The sequence below is a fragment of the Novosphingobium sp. TCA1 genome (genome assembly GCF_009811895.1).
In the GTDB taxonomy this organism is placed as follows: domain Bacteria; phylum Pseudomonadota; class Alphaproteobacteria; order Sphingomonadales; family Sphingomonadaceae; genus Novosphingobium; species Novosphingobium panipatense_A.
The window spans coordinates 94,919-111,278 of record NZ_BLJH01000003.1 but is presented as its reverse complement, the minus strand read 5'-3'; the positions used below and the strand labels follow the sequence as shown (position 1 = coordinate 111,278).

Genomic DNA, 16,360 nt, shown 5'->3' with positions numbered 1-16,360 from the left:
CTAACTAAGCGTGAGCAGGACCATGCGCGGTTGATTCAGAGTAGGCGATCCGTCTCCACCATCGTCGCAAGGAATAGGCCGTCGAGTACCTTCTGCTGCATCAAGAAATGATGATCCTGAATGGAAGTGAGATCACGCCCCATGAAGTCTCGGGTCTTCATATCTGCCAACTGAGCCGTAACGCGCGGGGTTAGGTCGATGTGCATCGCCTCATTGCGATAAACCTTGATCCGCAGAAGGGACTCCCACAACATCGGATAGCTGGCCTTTACCTCGACCCAGAAATAATCCTTAATAGACAATGCCTTGCCCATAGATTCAACTGGCTCAACAAGGCACCTGTTGAATGTGTTGAGGAAATTCTCAAGGGTCGACTGGTCTGTCACGCAAGCAACTGCGAATAGCCTCTCCGCTTCCGGAAAACCGTTGGCGCCATAAAGGGGCCTCTTACCCTTACTCTGACCAAGCTTGTCGAGGCGACGGATATCGGTCCCAATCCGGTCGAGCCGATTACGCAACCAAAGCAAGCGATTATCAGCCGGCACGACATAGATGTCCTCTGCCTTGTCCGACCTGCGCTGCTCATCCATGATGTAACGAGCAAGAACTGGTATCTCAATCTCCGTTCTACCGTTAGCGGATGGTTTGATCAGGCCATAGTCCCGGAGATGGCGGATCTGGTTTCCGTTCGCGGCGAAGTCGTGAAAGTCTGCCTCGTTGCCCGTCGCAAGCCATTTCAACATTTCATACTCGTCGGGATAAAATTTACTCAATTCCGAAACGATATGGTGGCAATAATACATGATCTCCGCTTCACGCTCGCCCTCGCCTTCTTGGAGGTCTTTTGTCGGGATACGAGCAGGTCGAGCGGCATTCTTGGCGCTAATCGCGGCGTTTACGTAGGATCCGGCCATTCTTGTCAACAACGGATGGCCACCGTAGCGCTTATACATGTAGACAACGGCGTCGCTGTCAAACTTCAGTCCCATTCGTTTTCCGAATTTGTGAAGCATGCTGCGAACATCGCTTTCGTCCCATCCAGTCAGATAAACCGGTGCGATGATACCGAATAGCGGGTTCTGCACGCCGTCGACCTCGGCCCGTTCAGTCACCTCTGGATTTACCCCGGCAACGATGAAGCTGAGCTGGCGGTGCTCGCTCTGAGTCGTCCACATCGTTTGCCAAAAGGGAACGAAATCCTTGTGCCAATGGGTGTCGATAATCGCAACTGGCGATACCCACTCGATCTCGTCGAAGATGATGCACAGGTTACTATCTTGGCAAAGGTCTCCGACTATCTCTTTAAAATAGCGGGACACATGACCTTCCCTCTGCTTGGGCCTGCGGCCATAAACCTTATGAATATCACTGATAATCTGCTCAAGAAAATCGGTCCAACCGAGGGTGCGGATCGCCGGATCTTTGCAGTCATAGTACAGGACTTTCGCACCGTCTTGCTGGGCCATGCGGCGAACCTTAAACAGCAGCGAAGTCTTGCCCGTCTTGCGTAGCCCGAACAGCCCCCTGTTGTTGGACGTCTTGACCGCAGTGACGAACTCCGCAGCAATTTTGTCGCGGCCAAAGAAAAAAGTGTCGCTCTTCAACGGAAGCTGATCGTTGAATAGATCACGGGCATATAGCTGTTCCGACATGGCAGCCCGCAGGAAATAGGGATTTCCACGGCCGGCCTTGATCTCATCATGGGACAGCGCGATGGTGACGCGAAACTGGGGGTTGAGCGCCGCATAAGAGGCGACCCATTCGCGAAGTTTCGGATCGGGGCTCACCAAGAAGACTGTAGTCGGATCAATCCGGCCACGTGCTGGGAGCGATTTCATAAATTCGTCGATCGCCTGCATTGTGCGGTTCTGCAATTCGGAAAAATCCGACATGATCAGTAGGATCTCGGCATCAATTCCAAATTGATCCTTGACCGTTTGTTCTGGTGCCAAGAAATAAGCCGAAAAGTCGATCTTCTGCCGCTGGTATCGTGTGCCCCAGGTCACATCGAAGCAGGTCAGGAACGGCGTCAGCAGATCTCGCTCCCTGTCGTGCTTGTTGAGATGACGCGCGACGACATCGTTCTTGATCGTTCCCATATGATTCCCAGCGAAATGAATAGCGCGGCCCTATCGGAGTTGCAGACTTTGTCTACCGAGTTTGGATCCGGATCGTGCGATTGGGTTTTGTAGCGAAGCCTTTGGTAAATCTGATTATTTAATAACACGTTATGTTCGAATGCAAGATCGTTAGGCCCCAAGGCTAGCGCCGTATAGAGACCCGAAGGGCCGGAACAGAGTGGAAGACCTGGGCTCCGCCCAGGTTGCAGCGCGCCATGGCCGGGCTAAGGGGCCGTCACGCCCCCGTCGCCCTGGAGCCGAGGAACAAGCAGACCCGCCACAGGCGCGGAGACCACTGACGGGATGCGAATAGCGCCCGCCCCGCCAGCGATCGTCACGGCTATGCCGACGAGACGCCGCAGGCGGCTCGGTTGAGCGTCAGCGAAATAGAGCGCGGTCGCGCCTCGGCACGGGGTGGCCGGGTCACGCCGCCATCCAAACCTGGTTGAGTATCTGCGCAGCCAGGGCCGACTTGTCCTGCGGCAGGAACCGTCCGTAATGCTTCGCCACCATTTCAGGCGTGTCCTGGATCGCATAGCTTGCCCGCTCGAACGAGCCGGTCTGCTTCAGGATATGCGTGGCAAGAACATCGCGGATGTTATGAGGCCCATGAGGGAGCAAACCCACGACCGCCCCTCGGCCGGTGTAAGGGTTGAAGATGCCGTACCGCTGGATGACCAGCCGCCAGGCTTCGTAGAACGTGTTGCTGTCATAGGCGGCATCCCTGCTCGTGACCTTCGCCGATTTGACGAAGAACGTGCCGGGATCTTCCGCGCCGCCAAGCAGCACAGACCGGTGCCGCCTGACGTATTGGTCGATATGGCGATAGAGATCGCCAAGATCGGGCAGGATCAGCCGGAACGGACGCCCGCCGAAGAAGGACGAACCCGCATTCTTAAACGCAACCGCCGGGATAAGCACTTCCCAGCCGCTATCGCGGTCGCTCCACCGGATTTCACCGCGCTTCAAAATCTCAAGCTGACGCTCGGTTCGCGGCGTCTGGTCGCGCGGACAGACAAGAAGCTGCCGCAAGTTCTTCTGGCGCAGCCCAAGGTGCAATCCCAGACGAATGAGCAGGAAGGAGCGCGCCGCTTCCGCCGCCGCGCGCGGATGCCGGTTGGCATCAGGAGCAAGCCGCAGAATCTCATCGGCTATCTTGCGGTACTCTCCCACCGGGCTGTCCGCTTCGAGCACCGGCAGGATCGGCTCGAACGGATCACGGTGGACCCGCGCAACGCGCTCGATCTCCTTCGCTCGCGCAGAAGCATGAGAATGAAGCCGATCGCAGGCGGACGACCAATCGGCGCGCAGCACGTCGATCTCGTCCACAGTGACAATGCCCTCGATCGGCACCAGCCGCTCTGCGAGCGGCGCCATCTGGCGCAGCCAGCCGGTCTCCTGACGAGTAAACGCCATACCGTTGCGCAGCATGTCGACTTCCCACCGGGTGAAGAATCCGCGCCGCTTTTCACGCCATTGGATATACCAGTCCCACAGGCGGGGAATGACAAGCAGCGCCAGGGTCAAGTGGCGCATCGGAATGCCGAGTCCGCCGATCGAGCCCTTCGGCGAAGCAACCATCGCACCGAACATCAGGCCAAGGTGCTCCAACCGCATGGCTGTCGTTTCCTCGTTCCACACGCCGCTTCGCTGGAAGCCGATGTCGGTCAGCGTCGCCGACTTGAAGCGTACCAGCTGCGTGATCTCGGTCGTCAAACCCGGCGGCGCAATCTTGTTCGACAACAGGGCGTCGTCATCATGATAAACCGCCCTCTCATCCTCGGAGAGCTTCGCGGAAATCGCCTGCGGCTTGCGCCCGGTGAGAGTTGGGAAACAGAGGCCATAGCGGTTCTTCGCCGCCTCGGCCTGGTAACGGCGATATTCCGTAGCACCGGATATCACGACCGTGCGAACCCAGTTCAGGATTTCGCCGCGTTCCGCGAGCGGGCGGTCATTGAAATCATCGGGCAGATGCCAGGCTAACCGGCGCTGCTCCGCGCGCGGAATGCCGCCGAGGTTCAAGCCTGCCGGTGCGCGTGCCTGATGCGGCAGCTTTGCTTTGAAGTAGCCCTTGGGCAGCGCATAACGCGCTTCAATGCGCGCAAGAACGTCGAGGCTGGCTGTGTTTCGCGGCGTCCTCTTGCCGGAACACCATCCCTTGATGGTAGCGGGATCGAATGTCTCATCGGGCCGGATCACCGCCCGGTGGAGCAGAAGGTAGGATTCCTGATATCGGGCCAGGTGAAGGCGAAGGGCATCTGCAAAGCCGGGGGGATCGATCCATTCGTTCGTGACGGGCGTGGGACATTCGCTCGGGATCTTGCGCACGACGCCGCGCTTCCTGGTGCCGGCGACGACGCTCGCCGCACGGCTTGAATTCGATGACATGGGGTGATTTTTCCGAAGTGTTTGATTTGGCTCCCCGAGGATTTCCGATCGGGGGGCGCGCTTTCGGCAAAATTGCGGCCACGAGACAAGGCCTCAGAGGGACCGCACCAGGAATTTTAACGCCAAGGCAGGTATTTAACATCGCTACTGTTAGAAGAGCACCGCACTGTTAGGTGAGCTGCCAGATACGCGCCTTGGCAATCGTGTCCCCACAGGTGGTGTAGCTTTTCTGGACCACCTAGCGTGACAGTAATTCGTGGAAATTTTGGGAAATTGAACGTACCTGAGGTGCCTATGTGGTCAGCATTTAGAGCCATCGCAGCACGGATCGGCCTATCAGCGGAAAATGTCGCTGAAGTGGAGCGCGAGGAAGGCGTCTCACGTATTCAGGATCCATTGCGTTCCGAAGTCAGCTACATGGTCCGGCCTGATCCCGATTGGACAGCGCGGATCGGCGAGGCATGGAAGGAAACGCTCGAAAATAGTCGAAGAGAAGCGGCCGGGAATGTACAGATTCCGGACGGACTACTGTCGGTCGCGAACGCAGACACACCTGAAAGCGGCGTTACAGTAACGGTTGCGCCTGGTCGCTACGACGTCATGTTCACGGTAGCTCATCTGGGCTCCGTGGAGACCCATGACTACGAAGAGCACATTTCGCACGTGTTCCTATTGCTTGACAGCGACAGAGAGGTCGCGCTGATCGAGCCGCTGACAGACGACGAAGGCATCGAGCTCAGTATCGATGCATATTGCTTTGCCTTCTCTCCCGCCGGAGTGCTGCGGGAGATCGCCGGAGATCATCTAGGCCGCTGGACATTGAGGATTGGCGACTTGATGCACCCAAAGTCGCCCGAGCGAGCCGACTCCAGTCTCAAATCAATAAGGATCGAGAGTGACGATAAGGCTGGAGCAGTGATCATTCTTTACGGCGGTCACGGAAGACGAAAATATCCCCTGTTCAGAATGACCGATGCGAATGGGAATAACATCGGCGTCATGATCGACTTTTTCGTCGACAACAGGCCTTGGTAGCAGCGATCGGCGACTTCGATCTGGAGGACTACCACTGATGGCGATCACGGTTCACCCTTCGATCCTCACGCATCCGGGCACTTGGCTCCGGCGCAATATCGTGGAACCGTATCACCTCACGGTCCAAAGCACGGCCACGGCGCTGGACGTGACCTGCGCGACGATGAACAACTTGCTCAATGGTAGGACCGCGCTCTCGGCCGAAATGGCGATGCGCTTCGAGAAGGCGTTTGGCGTCTCCGCCGAGACATTGATGCGCATGCAAACCGCCTACGATCTTGCCCAGTTGCGTGAGCACGCGGACTAGCTCGCCGTCACACGGCTCGCCAAATCCGCCTGATCGTCGCAAATAAGCGAACCGTGCTCAAATTCCCGCTGCTTACGCAGGGTTCGGTCGAGCGCGTCATCCTACGAGCGCCTGAATGCCGCTGGCTTACAACACCGCGATGTAAGGCCGAAGCGTGCCTGCCGTTTCATTCAGGCCTACAGCTTCGATTTTGAGCAACAAGGTCTCGGCAGTCAGAGCCGGATTCTTGAAACGCTCCCGCATCGATCTGAGCGCACCAACCGCACGGCCAGGGTCAAGTTCGATGGTGTCTGCGATGAAGGCGTCCGTGGACTTCGCCTCGATGTTGAGGCCGGTCAACACATCGGCGGGAAAATCCTTGAGATTGTCAGTCACGATCGTCGCCGCCTGTGCCTTTAAGGCAGCAGCGACGACATGGTGATCATTTCGATCGGGGATCGCTGCGCAAGCAGACTCAAGTGCCTCATAACCAGTGACGGCCGCTTCCTCGAAAGCCGTCTCCATATTCACTCGTTGGCGGTGCGCGATCGCGGCTGCACCGTCCTGCCCCTTGTCCGCATGAATCCGTTCGAGCGCCAACTCCACCTCGTCGAGAACCTTGGCGGACCATCGAATGCGAAAGAATCCCGCCTCTGCGAGCGTGAGCAGCATGTTGCGCTTAAGGACACCCACAAGCGCGCACGCATCAACGAATGCCGTATAGCGGTTAGCGAACAAGGCTACAGCAGCTCCGAGTCATTCTCTGCCAGGTTGGCCAAGGCAGCGCCGCGACGCGCGTCGCGCGCCTGCTTGTAGGCGAACAGGTCTTCAGCGCGGATGCGGCGGTGCCTCCCCACCAAGACATGGGGAATAGCCTCCTTGTCCAACAGCGAGATCAGGTGGGGACGCGACACGTTCAGGATGTCAGCCGCCTGTTGGGTCGATAGCATCTGGTGGACCGGCACCAGCGTCACGGCGTCGCCCCGTCCGATGTGACCCAGCAAATCGAGCAGCAAATGCGACAGCGCGGGGGTTAGGGTCACGTCGACGGGCTGCCGGTCGTCATCCAGCACGCGAAGTGTCGCGCCGCCATCGGCGTGAGCTGCAATGATCTGACGCAACTGGTTCGCCGCCACCTTCTCGCTCGCAGAAGGCAGGCGCGCGCCGATTTCCTCGGCGAAGGCTGGGATGGTCATGATTGGGCTCCTCTGCTGCGCGCGAGCATACGATATTCGCAATGAACGCAACAAGTGAAATATACGAAAATCATAATCGCTCCCATTCAGCGCGTCATTCAAGAGGAATTGCACGCTAGCTGACACAGAATACGCTCCAGTCTTCCATCATAACCCGGCGCTTCTCGAGGAGGTTACCTCGACGATAGGCCGCCTCGGTCTTGTTCTTCACCACGTGTGCAAGCGCCGCCTCCGCAACATCGCTGGGGTGCTGGGTTTCCTCACTGACCCAATCCCGGAACGACGAACGAAAACCGTGCGGCGTGTAGGGTTCGCGCATTTCGCGAAGCAGCTTGGAAAGGGTCATGTCTGACAAGGGGGATTTGGGCCGCGATCCTGGGAAGACCAAAGCGGCCTCTCCCAACCTCAATTCCTGACACCGCCGCAGAATTTTCAAGGCGCCGTCGCTTAGCGGCACCACGTGTTCGCGCTGGGCTTTCATACGCTCTTTGGGGATGGTCCAGAGCTTGGCACCGAAATCGATCTCACCCCATGTGGCCTCCCGCACCTCGCCTGAACGAGCAGCAGTGAAGATCGCGAACTGCAAGGCGAGCCTGCTGAACGTCTCGCGCTCGGGGAGGCGGCGCAGGAAGGCCGGGACCTTGTCATAAGGCATGGCGGCGAAATGGCCGTCCTTCTTGGGCTGACGCGGAAGGCCTTTGGTGATTGCGCGCATCGGAGCCTCGGTCTCGCGAAAGCCGGAGGCATAAGCCCAATCGAGAATTGCGCCGACCCGCTGGCGAACGCGGCGAGCGGTCTCGGGCTTGGTAAGCCATATCTCGGCAAGGAGATTTCGAATCATGGGCCCCGTGATCTCATTGATCTGACGATCGCCGATGTGGGGGAAGACATAGGCCTCCAGCGTACTGGACCACTGTGCCGCGTGCTTCTGATTACGCCAGGTCTTGTCATTGGCGGCAATCACCTTTGCCGCCGCCTCGCGAAAGGTGGGTATGCCTTGCGCCTTGCGCCGCTCGAAAATGGGATCGAGCCCCATCTCCATCCAGCTACGGATTTCCCTCGCCATCTCTCTGGCGGTCGCAAGCGAGATTTTCGAAGCGCTGCCAAGTCCGAAATCCCGCCGCAGGCCATGCTTCTGCACACGGCACATCCAGCTCTTTGAACCGCCGGGCTGGACGATGAGGTATAGGCCCTCGCCGTCACCCAATCGGCCCGGCCGAGTGGCCGCCTTAACGCTCGTTGCGGACAGTTTTCCCATGCCAAAACCTTCCCACATTTCTTCCCACGAAACGACTCGGACGCCGTGCGATGGAGTGAGATGCGGTGGGATGTGAATCAGGGCATAAACCAAGGAAATCCTTGGGTTTATGAGACTGAATCGTAATGTGGTGGGATGGTCCCTTGGCGGAGAGGGTGCCCGCCAATAGTGGCGCGATAAATGGCGGATTTCTGCGGGTGCAGCTTGTGCTGCTAAATCCGATACCCCGGATTATACCCCCAGCCGATTTTCGCTAGGAGTTCGAATTCCTGACAGGAAACCTAACCTTGCGAATCGTCCGCCGCAATGGCGTCCCGAAGTCTCTTCTCGACTCGGACGGATGTTCCTATGATGTTCCAATGGAGAACGAACAAAGCTTCCCTCGGGTCCTGACTGCGGACCAAGTCCGGTTCGAGATCACTCGCGGTTTTCAGGAGATCCCACGATCGGTGCAGCGTGACATGCTGGTGAAGGACACGGCGAAAGCGCGGAAGGCTCAAGCGGCCGCGGTGCAATTCATCCTGGCCCGCTTCGAAGAACTCCAGGTACGAGCACCGGAGCCACGTCCCAACCTCTTTCATATGGGCGCTGGTCGATGACGTGCCGGATCTGCACTGCAAACGACGAGGAAGCGCTGATTGAGCAGATGGCGGAGGCTATGTGGCTCACGCAAGAGACGCGCGACCCTGACAATGAGTGGCGGCCCTGGGCGGACGCTGGGCCCTACTGGCAACGGGTTATGCTGGATTACGCCCGGGCATCGCTAAAGGTGCTCCGGCGCGACTTTGCGAACTAGCTGTCGTCCTCGCCGAGCTTCGTATCGAGCAAGCGCTGAAACGCTTCGAGCAGCTCGGCTGGCGACGTAATCGGAAAACCGACGTATGCACCCTTGAGCGCGTCAGTAACGTCATCCTCGGTCAAGCTGCGAAGATCGTCGATGTTAGTCATGGCGGAAAACCTGCGAGATGGTCTATCTGACTATGCAACGCGCCGTCGATGCAGGGGTGCCAGCAGAGAGCCGAATTTGCCGCGCCTCACGAAAAAAGGCGGAGCCGAAGCCCCGCCTTTCCCAGTACTCTGACCGGTGGATTACCGCTTAGGATGCTTGATGCGCTCCCGTTCCGTCGTACTCGGATGACGCTTGGCGTAATCCTCGGTGACGAACTGTCCGCTCTTCGAGCTGCGATGGTGGGTCTGTACCGGAACTTTTGGAGAACCGGTCTTGCTTCCGTTGGCCATATCAACATCTCCTTGTCGGAATCCGCTGATGTACCCCTTGTCAGCCGTACTCGCATGAATCATACGCGTACGTGTGTATGCGACCTCAGGGCACATTTGCTCAGCGGTGGCTAACTTAGCCTCGTCTGATAAGAGCCGGCCAGCTCGCATCAGACGAGGCTATTCATAACCTGATTCGCCCGGGTTTGGAGCGGCTTGGGAAAACTTCCCACAGTATAAAGCGACATCCTCTGGGCTTTTGCTCCAATTCTCCGCTTCGAAACCGAGGAAGAGAATTAGCTGACGCGCTTTCCTGTCGTTTGCCCAGCACCCCAACTTCGCTCCCGTTCGCATTCCCGGCAGACGTGCGGCTGGCAGATGTCCTCGCCGCCGTCCTGGCGCGGCATGATGTGAACCCGCTCGACGACGGCATCGCCCTCGACCCGGTTGCGATAGTTCGGCTGCACCTTTGCCGGGTATGGCGAAAGGTAGCCGGTCATGGGCGTATGTCCTTTCTCGTTCCGCGCGCTCGGCACTTGGAGCACATCACGAAGTACTTGCCGGGGTTGCTCTCGTAGGCGAACCAGCTAGCCGCGACGCGCCGCCAGTCATGAACGCATTCGCGCGGCCTGCGGAGAGCGCGGATGGCGCGGTGCGATATGACGGAATCGCCAACGCACCAAGAAAACAGGATCACTGCGATGACGAGCAGTGACCATTCGCCCAGGAAGTAAATGGCTGCCGCAACCAGGCCAATTCCCACCAAGACAAGGGGCAGGCCGATAGCGATGCGTATCAAGACCTTCACGCCTTGTCCTTCCCGAGAGCGCGGCGGGCGGCAATGACGGCGGCCAATGCCGTTTCTCCCTCCCCGACAAGCGTCCATTCCCTGTCATTGCGGCCGCCGTGTACGGCATGGACCTGCCATGCATTTTCGTCATCCCAGCCCGCGAAGCTCAGTTCGAGCTGACAGTGCTGGGATAGCCAGTCCCAAGCGTCCGCATTCTCTGCCATTGCGAGGATGGCGTTCGCCGCGCTGTTCATAGCGGCAATCATCTCCCCGCTGGACATGGCGCGGCCATTGGGCATCTTCGCGCTCGAAAGCTGTTTCGCCAGCTTGTCCATGTCGATATCGGTCATGCCGCCGCCCTCCCCGAGTTCCGCATGCGCTCGTCGATCGCGTCGCGGCAAGACGGCAGGCCGTTCGGCTGGCTGTCGTTCAGGTCGACGTCGTAGTAATCGCCGAGCATGAGGCGATTGACGTTGTGGCTCTGGATCAGCTTCCAGCTGTAGGTCGTGCCGTAAGTGGCGTTCAGCGCCGCGTTGCAGCGGTCGAGGTAGTCCAGGCGCGCCTTGTCGGCCAGAAGCGCAGGCAGATCCTCGGCGGCCGAGGTGGGCGAAGAATGAAGGCGGTTCCACCAGTCCATGACGTTGTAGGCCCATCCGCCGAGACGGCGCTCGGTGATCATGCAGCCTTGGGCGGCACGGAATGCCCCGCTGTTCTCGCAGGCGATGTAGTACCCCGCGCCTACGCCCGCATCGGTGATAACCGCCTTTCCTCCGCACAGCTTGCAGGGCACGCAGCCAGCTTGGGCATCCGCCATCGCCTCGTGGTCGTTGAGCGATTGCCGGTGCGCTCTTAGCTTCTCAGTCATGGCCTTGGTCTCCGGGGAGGGAGTTATGATCGCAAGGATCGAGCCCGAGGTGGGTGAAGTCGGTGTAGCCGGTGTCGTGGCACCGGCCGCAGCTGGGCGGGGTGGGCTTCTCTGGCGCGCGGGACAGCGCGGCGCGAATGGCCGCGTGGTTTTCCATCACATGCAAGCCGACTTCCTCCGGCGTGTGGTCCCAGATCAGCGCGCCGTCCTTGGCCTCGGCGGCATCGATGATGTCCACCAGCTCGGCCACCGGATCCTGCTTGTTCTCAAGCATCTGCCCGCCCCTCACCGGCGCGCCAGCCCATCGGGTCGGCAATCCAGGCGTCAATGTCAGCCTCGTACCAGCCGACAAGGCCGGGGCTGATCTGGGTGGAGCGGGGGAACGTCCCCGCCTCCATCCGGCGGTAAATGGTGGTGCGGCCAAGGCCGGTTCGGGCCTTGACCGCGTTCATGCGGAGGAAGGAGACGGTGCCGTCGGTCATTGCCGCCGCCTCAGGCCGCGATAGCCGGCGCGCGCCAGCCCATCGGGTCGGTCAGCCACGCATCGAGGTCGGACGCGTACCAGGCGACCAGCCCGACGCTGATGCGCAGGCAGGCCGGGAAGGTCCCTGCCCGCATGCGGTTGTAGATCGTGGTGCGCGACAGGCCGGTGCGGCCCGTTACGTCTGCGAGGCGCAGCAGGCTCTCGCGGTGCCGGTTGGCCGTCATCGTTCGGTACTCCTCTGTGATTCCTGCTCTCCCCGGCTGGCCTTCCACCGCTCGAAAGCGGCGGCGTGGCTGGGGCAGAGATCCTTGTCGGGCGCGGGCGACGTGGTGCAGCGGGAACAGATCGGCTGGTCGCAGGTGCCCTCGCCCACTTTCCAGTCGCACAGCAGGCTGGCCGGTCGGCCGCAGCTGGTGCAGCGATTCCGCTTGCGGGGGCCGCAGACGATCGCGGTACCGCCGCCGGGGAGGGTGACGTGCTCGCAGGCCATTATTCCCGCTCCGCGTCGATGTTGCCGTGGTGCACGTCGAAGCTGACGGCCACGACCCAAGGGTTATCCTGCCAGCGCTGACCCTCGGTGGTGTGGAGGCTGTCCCACAGGTCTCGGTACCAATCGAGCGGCCACATTTGCCCCGGCTCTCCTGGCCATCCCTCTGCAATGGCGTCGTCCTCGCTGCACTCCTGCAAACGCTGCATGCGCACCTCGGTGACGGCGAGCCACATGCGGCTGGCCGACCTCGGCATGTGGATCGAAGGCCGCCAGCGGACGTCGACGCGGGGGCCGCGAGCGAGTTCTTCCACATGGTCAAGACGGTACCACGTGCGAGGGCCGTCGATCGCACATGCCTCACGCACGTAGAGCCGATCTCCCAGCTTGTATCCGGCGGAGAAGCAGACTTCCCCCTCTTCATCACCGAACCAGCCAGGAGCATTGTCGACCGGCACGATGTGGCCCAGCGCGGGGCTCAGCGGATTGTTCGCCCACTTACACAGCCGGCGCGTCTGCGTCTTCGTGCCCGCGAGCAACGCGCGCACCATCGGCGCGCTGAAGATGATTCCTTTGTCAGCCATCGACCTGTTCTTTCGTCTGGGGGATCGCGGGCTGCGCGGCTGGCTTCGCCATGTCCGACAGCATCTTCGACCCGTTGAGGTAGAGGCGCACCCCGTTGAAGATCTGCTTGGCGAGTTGCGAGCGCGCGACGGCGTCGTTCACGCCGATCTTGCCCGCGCGCAGCTGCTCGAGGTCGCCGACTAGGCCCTGGATGATATCGTTCATCCCGAGCGCTTCAGAGACGGGCGCGGAGACGTAATCACGCGACGGCATACTGGGTACTCCACTGGATGCGCATGGCGGCGGTGTGCAGGGCCTCGGCCAGCGCGTAGATGCGCATGGCGTTGCGGCGGTCCCGGAAAGAGCCGGCGGTGGGCTTGCCCACGCCCTCGGCATAGCTGTGCTCGCAGTACCGGCAGACGGGCGGCTGCTCCTCGGTCGGCCCGACGGAGCTCCACCGCGTGTTGACCTGGCGCTCGCAGATCACGCAGCAGAAGTCAGGATGCGCCGACATCATAGCTTGAGCGCCTTCTCTGCGAGGGCCTGCAAGATGTTGAGCGCGAGAGCATCGACCTCCCGGAAGTCGTCGTCTCCCGCGTCCCAACGAGTGAACCCAAGGGTTTGCATCAGGACCTTGATCGTGTGGCGAGAGACGCGGATGTGCATGTCGCCTTGTTCAGAGATCCTCCGTCCGAGCGCCTGAATGACGCGGCGATCGCGCTGGGGGACCGGGCTGTTGTCGGCCATCCACTCCTTGCCAGCGGCGGTAACGCTGAACACGTCATCGCCGCGGCTAAGCGGATGGTCCGCCTGGCGCTTCATCAGCCCAAGTTCGACGGCCTCCATGCAAATCGGATGATCGATCGAGCCCGCGCCGGTGACGAAGTGGTTGCGGTACTGGGTGCCGCGCCCGAACTCGTCTACGCCGAGGGTGTGCTGCAGTATGTGGAGCACGGTGCTCATGCCGCTTCGCTTTCCGGCTGGTCGGCGAACGCCGGATCGTCCCAGTGCGCATTGAGGATGCGGGCGACCTTGTCGGCGATCGCCTTCTGCTCCGACATCCAGAGCGAGACGATCAGCACCGGCGCGCGCAGGCTCACCGACTTGCGGCCGTCGCCGAGATCTTCAGGCGCCGCCTGGTAGTGGATGGCGATGCACTCTTCCCGGCGATCGTCGGCGGTCAGGTTGCGCATGTAGGCGCTGCTGCTGGCGGTGAAGCACTGGTGGGCGGTTTCGGTCATGCTGCGCTCCCAAGGAACAGGTTGCCCTGCCGCTGCGCGTCCTCGAGGCGGCGACAGGCGATGTCGAAGAACTTCGGCTCGCGCTCGATCCCGATGAATGCCCGGTCGAACTCGACCGCCGCGACGCCGGTGCTACCCGAGCCCATGAAGGGGTCGCAGATGGTCCGGCCGTTCACGTTCATGATGATCTTGCGCATGACGGGCAGCGGCTTGACGGTTGGATGTTTGATCGCGCCGTCCTGACCGTTCCCGGCGACGATGAACCGCTGCTTGTGGCGCAACTCGCCCTCCGGATGGCTGCCGGTCATCCAAGCGTGGACGTAGATCTCGGTGTCCGGCTGGTAATGGCGGTTCGCCACCGGCATCGGGTTCGTCTTGTGCCACTGGCAGATGGCATAGCGGTCGTACTCGCTGGCCAAGTGCGGCAGCAGGCTCGCCCACTGGTCATTGTGGGCGAAAACGACCGCCGACCGGAACTGCTCCGATGAAATCAGCGAATGCTCGAATCCCTGATCCAGCCCAGCAGCCTTGATCTGGTCCATATTCTCGCGGTCCTTGCGGAATAGCCCGCCCCCGCTCGTCGAGAACTCGTATGGCGGATCGGTCACCGCGGCATCGATGGGGCCAAGGGTGGGCAGGATTTCGCGGCAGTCGCCCAGGTAGAGGGTGGCGAGGCCGATCGTTTCGACGCGTGTCATGCCGCCTCCCCGCACCAGCTGCCACAGTCGGCGTCCATGTCCGGATCGAGGTCGAAGTGCCCGCCCGCGAACATGTCCGGCTGGCGGCGAACATCCCTCATCAGCTCGCGATAGCTGTATTCGGTCACGAAGCGCCCTTTGCCGGGGCCCTCCTCCATATCGCTCCACCACTGCAAGGTGCCCGGCGCCGTGCGCTCGATTTCCCAGAGTTTCGGCCGAGCCTTTAGGAAACAGCCATCACAATTCCCTTCGAAGGGCAGAAGCTGCAAGTCGAACGGCTGCGCAGCCCAGAAGGCCCGGACCATCCGGTTGTCGACCTTCGCCTCATGAAGCGGGACTGCGTTCACCCAGCACTGCCGGGTGGGCTTAAGGGACCGCTGCACGCGGTGCCCTTCGTCGTGGCGCAAGCCAATTACATTGACCCAATGCTTGTAGCCCTGGTCCTGCATGAAATACTTCAGGACGCGCACCTTCAGTTCCTGAGTGCACCAGCGCTGGACGGCGTTGGGGGTCCGACATTTCGCTTCGATGAGGCGTTGAAACGGCTCACCCTGACGCGACGCGCTGTTGAAGCCGACTTCCTCGAACCGCTCGTCGAACGGCACGACGTTTCCTTGATCGTCTTTCACGCGACGGGTGCGCCACTCGAGCCAGCGCACCCGCACGCCCCAATGGCTCGCGCAGTCGTGAACGAACCGGAGCGTCTCTTCACGCTCTTTCCCGGTGTTTGCGAACGCCACATGCACGTCGTCAGGCAGTTGGCCGTCATAGGCGTCGAGGATGTGCCAGAGCATGTAAGCCGACGTGCGGCCGCCCGAGAACGAGACGAGCGCTGGCCCGCCGATGAGATAGGGGTTCGTCATGCCGCCTCCCTGAACAGTTCCATCTGCTCGGCCTCGACGTGTCCGGGCAGGAGCGATCCCCACTGGCTGGCCATTGCGAGCGCGATGCCAGGGAATGTCTCGCTGCGAGCCCGAGCGCGATCGGCGGCAAGCTTGCCCCATCCAGAAGCGCGGTGAACGGCGCTCCATGCCTTGTGCTCTACTGTGCCGAGACGCGGCGGCGTCAGACGGTTGGTATCTCGCAGCGGCGGAAGTTCGATCAGTTCCAGGCCAGTGGCCTTGAAAAACGGATCGCCGTGGTGCCACGGCTGCACGAACTGGACTTTCCCGCGCCGGGTGAGCTGGATAGCATGTCGGTGCATGATGGGGTTTTCGACGGCACGGCGCGGGATCTGGCGTGCATCGCGCAGGGCACGATAGAAAGCGGCGGCCTGCTCGAGTTCCGCCCAGCGCGTCGGTTCCGGCCCGTTGACCTTCTTGCCGCCGATGTACAGCCACTTCACGCCAGAGTTGCACAGCACCGTGCAAGGCGGGTGCATGACAGCGAGCAGATCCCATCCGTCGTCGAGGTGATCGAGCACGTTCCCGCGAATGTGGTGGTTGCTGCCGTCGTCCGCCTTTTCGAGATCACAGGACCATGCGTCATGGCCCAGCTTCTCGAACTCGCGTCGCAGCACGCCGGACCGCTCGCAGCCGATGAGAACGCGTCCCATTACCAGGCTACCCCGCGCGGCATGCCCGATTGGGTCAACGGCGACAGGCCGCCACCCCGGCGAGCCGCGGCGCGGCGCTCACTGCTCGTTCCCGCGATGACATTTTTGTAACAAAGCACGTCCGTTAATCTAAGATAATGATCGATTAACTTTCTCGGACCTACGATCGAGACAA

General features: G+C 60.8%; 25 protein-coding genes. 3 read left to right on the top strand and 22 right to left on the bottom strand.

The features are described from left to right. Positions 1 to 35: 35 nt before the first annotated feature. Complete coding sequence (locus tag NTCA1_RS05780) at positions 36 to 2,099, bottom strand: AAA family ATPase (RefSeq protein WP_159829203.1); 2,064 nt, start codon at positions 2,097 to 2,099, stop codon at positions 36 to 38. A gap of 444 nt (positions 2,100 to 2,543) precedes the next feature. Continuing rightward, positions 2,544 to 4,508, bottom strand: a complete 1,965-nt coding sequence (locus tag NTCA1_RS05775) for a hypothetical protein (protein WP_236549115.1) — start codon at positions 4,506 to 4,508, stop codon at positions 2,544 to 2,546. A 273-nt stretch (positions 4,509 to 4,781) separates the two neighbouring features. On the opposite strand from NTCA1_RS05775, the gene NTCA1_RS05770 reads away from it, so the two are divergent. Together NTCA1_RS05770 and NTCA1_RS05765 are read left to right on the top strand one after the other, a co-directional pair. Further along, the gene (locus NTCA1_RS05770; protein ID WP_159829201.1) at positions 4,782 to 5,543 is read left to right on the top strand and encodes a hypothetical protein; all 762 of its coding nucleotides are present in this window, start codon (positions 4,782 to 4,784) and stop codon (positions 5,541 to 5,543) included. A gap of 37 nt (positions 5,544 to 5,580) precedes the next feature. Beyond that, the gene (locus NTCA1_RS05765; RefSeq protein ID WP_159829199.1) at positions 5,581 to 5,850 is read left to right on the top strand and encodes a HigA family addiction module antitoxin; all 270 of its coding nucleotides are present in this window, start codon (positions 5,581 to 5,583) and stop codon (positions 5,848 to 5,850) included. A gap of 126 nt (positions 5,851 to 5,976) precedes the next feature. Here the strand turns inward: NTCA1_RS05765 and NTCA1_RS05760 are convergent, their stop codons facing one another. From NTCA1_RS05760 to NTCA1_RS05750, 3 genes are all read right to left on the bottom strand, one after another. Beyond that, entirely contained in the window at positions 5,977 to 6,567 is a 591-nt protein-coding gene (locus tag NTCA1_RS05760; protein WP_159829197.1) for a PIN domain-containing protein, read from the bottom strand. Positions 6,568 to 6,569: 2 nt separating this feature from the next. Continuing rightward, positions 6,570 to 7,025, bottom strand: coding sequence for a helix-turn-helix domain-containing protein (locus NTCA1_RS05755; protein ID WP_159829195.1), 456 nt, complete (start codon positions 7,023 to 7,025; stop codon positions 6,570 to 6,572). 115 nt (positions 7,026 to 7,140) lie between these two features. Continuing rightward, entirely contained in the window at positions 7,141 to 8,283 is a 1,143-nt protein-coding gene (locus NTCA1_RS05750; protein WP_159829193.1) for an integrase arm-type DNA-binding domain-containing protein, read from the bottom strand. A 359-nt stretch (positions 8,284 to 8,642) separates the two neighbouring features. On the opposite strand from NTCA1_RS05750, the gene NTCA1_RS05745 reads away from it, so the two are divergent. Continuing rightward, positions 8,643 to 8,882: a hypothetical protein gene (locus NTCA1_RS05745; RefSeq protein WP_159829191.1), complete on the top strand. Its 240-nt coding sequence runs from the start codon at positions 8,643 to 8,645 to the stop codon at positions 8,880 to 8,882. Positions 8,883 to 9,075: 193 nt separating this feature from the next. Here NTCA1_RS05745 and NTCA1_RS05740 read toward each other — a convergent pair whose 3' ends face one another. The 17 genes from NTCA1_RS05740 to NTCA1_RS05660 all read right to left on the bottom strand — a co-directional run bounded on the left by NTCA1_RS05740 (position 9,076) and on the right by NTCA1_RS05660 (position 16,185). Next, positions 9,076 to 9,231 (bottom strand): hypothetical protein, encoded by a 156-nt coding sequence (locus tag NTCA1_RS05740; protein WP_159829189.1) that lies wholly within the window; start codon positions 9,229 to 9,231, stop codon positions 9,076 to 9,078. Between the two features lie 566 nt (positions 9,232 to 9,797). Continuing rightward, complete coding sequence (locus NTCA1_RS05735) at positions 9,798 to 10,001, bottom strand: hypothetical protein (protein ID WP_159829187.1); 204 nt, start codon at positions 9,999 to 10,001, stop codon at positions 9,798 to 9,800. Further along, positions 9,998 to 10,309: a hypothetical protein gene (locus NTCA1_RS05730; RefSeq protein WP_159829185.1), complete on the bottom strand. Its 312-nt coding sequence runs from the start codon at positions 10,307 to 10,309 to the stop codon at positions 9,998 to 10,000. Before NTCA1_RS05730 ends, NTCA1_RS05735 begins: the two co-directional genes overlap by 4 nt. After that, positions 10,306 to 10,641: a hypothetical protein gene (locus NTCA1_RS05725; RefSeq protein WP_159829183.1), complete on the bottom strand. Its 336-nt coding sequence runs from the start codon at positions 10,639 to 10,641 to the stop codon at positions 10,306 to 10,308. The genes NTCA1_RS05730 and NTCA1_RS05725 overlap by 4 nt, the downstream gene beginning before the upstream one ends. Beyond that, complete coding sequence (locus tag NTCA1_RS05720) at positions 10,638 to 11,156, bottom strand: hypothetical protein (protein ID WP_159829181.1); 519 nt, start codon at positions 11,154 to 11,156, stop codon at positions 10,638 to 10,640. Before NTCA1_RS05720 ends, NTCA1_RS05725 begins: the two co-directional genes overlap by 4 nt. Further along, a complete protein-coding gene (locus NTCA1_RS05715) occupies positions 11,149 to 11,430 on the bottom strand; it encodes a hypothetical protein (RefSeq protein WP_159829179.1) in 282 nt (93 codons plus the stop codon). The genes NTCA1_RS05720 and NTCA1_RS05715 overlap by 8 nt, the downstream gene beginning before the upstream one ends. Then, positions 11,423 to 11,638, bottom strand: coding sequence for an AlpA family transcriptional regulator (locus NTCA1_RS05710; RefSeq protein WP_159829177.1), 216 nt, complete (start codon positions 11,636 to 11,638; stop codon positions 11,423 to 11,425). Before NTCA1_RS05710 ends, NTCA1_RS05715 begins: the two co-directional genes overlap by 8 nt. A gap of 10 nt (positions 11,639 to 11,648) precedes the next feature. After that, positions 11,649 to 11,864: an AlpA family transcriptional regulator gene (locus NTCA1_RS05705; RefSeq protein WP_159829175.1), complete on the bottom strand. Its 216-nt coding sequence runs from the start codon at positions 11,862 to 11,864 to the stop codon at positions 11,649 to 11,651. Next, on the bottom strand, positions 11,861 to 12,130 hold the full coding sequence (locus NTCA1_RS05700; RefSeq protein ID WP_159829173.1) for a hypothetical protein: 270 nt from the start codon (positions 12,128 to 12,130) through the stop codon (positions 11,861 to 11,863). The genes NTCA1_RS05705 and NTCA1_RS05700 overlap by 4 nt, the downstream gene beginning before the upstream one ends. Next, entirely contained in the window at positions 12,130 to 12,711 is a 582-nt protein-coding gene (locus tag NTCA1_RS05695) for a hypothetical protein (RefSeq protein ID WP_159829171.1), read from the bottom strand. Before NTCA1_RS05695 ends, NTCA1_RS05700 begins: the two co-directional genes overlap by 1 nt. Next, the gene (locus NTCA1_RS05690) at positions 12,704 to 12,964 is read right to left on the bottom strand and encodes a hypothetical protein (protein WP_159829169.1); all 261 of its coding nucleotides are present in this window, start codon (positions 12,962 to 12,964) and stop codon (positions 12,704 to 12,706) included. The genes NTCA1_RS05695 and NTCA1_RS05690 overlap by 8 nt, the downstream gene beginning before the upstream one ends. Further along, entirely contained in the window at positions 12,951 to 13,208 is a 258-nt protein-coding gene (locus NTCA1_RS05685) for a hypothetical protein (RefSeq protein ID WP_159829167.1), read from the bottom strand. The genes NTCA1_RS05690 and NTCA1_RS05685 overlap by 14 nt, the downstream gene beginning before the upstream one ends. Continuing rightward, a complete protein-coding gene (locus NTCA1_RS05680; RefSeq protein ID WP_159829165.1) occupies positions 13,205 to 13,654 on the bottom strand; it encodes a hypothetical protein in 450 nt (149 codons plus the stop codon). The genes NTCA1_RS05685 and NTCA1_RS05680 overlap by 4 nt, the downstream gene beginning before the upstream one ends. Continuing rightward, entirely contained in the window at positions 13,651 to 13,932 is a 282-nt protein-coding gene (locus NTCA1_RS05675) for a hypothetical protein (RefSeq protein ID WP_159829163.1), read from the bottom strand. The genes NTCA1_RS05680 and NTCA1_RS05675 overlap by 4 nt, the downstream gene beginning before the upstream one ends. Continuing rightward, a complete protein-coding gene (locus tag NTCA1_RS05670) occupies positions 13,929 to 14,630 on the bottom strand; it encodes a DNA methyltransferase (RefSeq protein WP_159829161.1) in 702 nt (233 codons plus the stop codon). The genes NTCA1_RS05675 and NTCA1_RS05670 overlap by 4 nt, the downstream gene beginning before the upstream one ends. Continuing rightward, positions 14,627 to 15,493, bottom strand: a complete 867-nt coding sequence (locus NTCA1_RS05665) for a Nin-like protein (RefSeq protein WP_201282421.1) — start codon at positions 15,491 to 15,493, stop codon at positions 14,627 to 14,629. The genes NTCA1_RS05670 and NTCA1_RS05665 overlap by 4 nt, the downstream gene beginning before the upstream one ends. Beyond that, positions 15,490 to 16,185, bottom strand: a complete 696-nt coding sequence (locus tag NTCA1_RS05660) for a hypothetical protein (RefSeq protein ID WP_159829159.1) — start codon at positions 16,183 to 16,185, stop codon at positions 15,490 to 15,492. The genes NTCA1_RS05665 and NTCA1_RS05660 overlap by 4 nt, the downstream gene beginning before the upstream one ends. Positions 16,186 to 16,360: the final 175 nt, after the last annotated feature.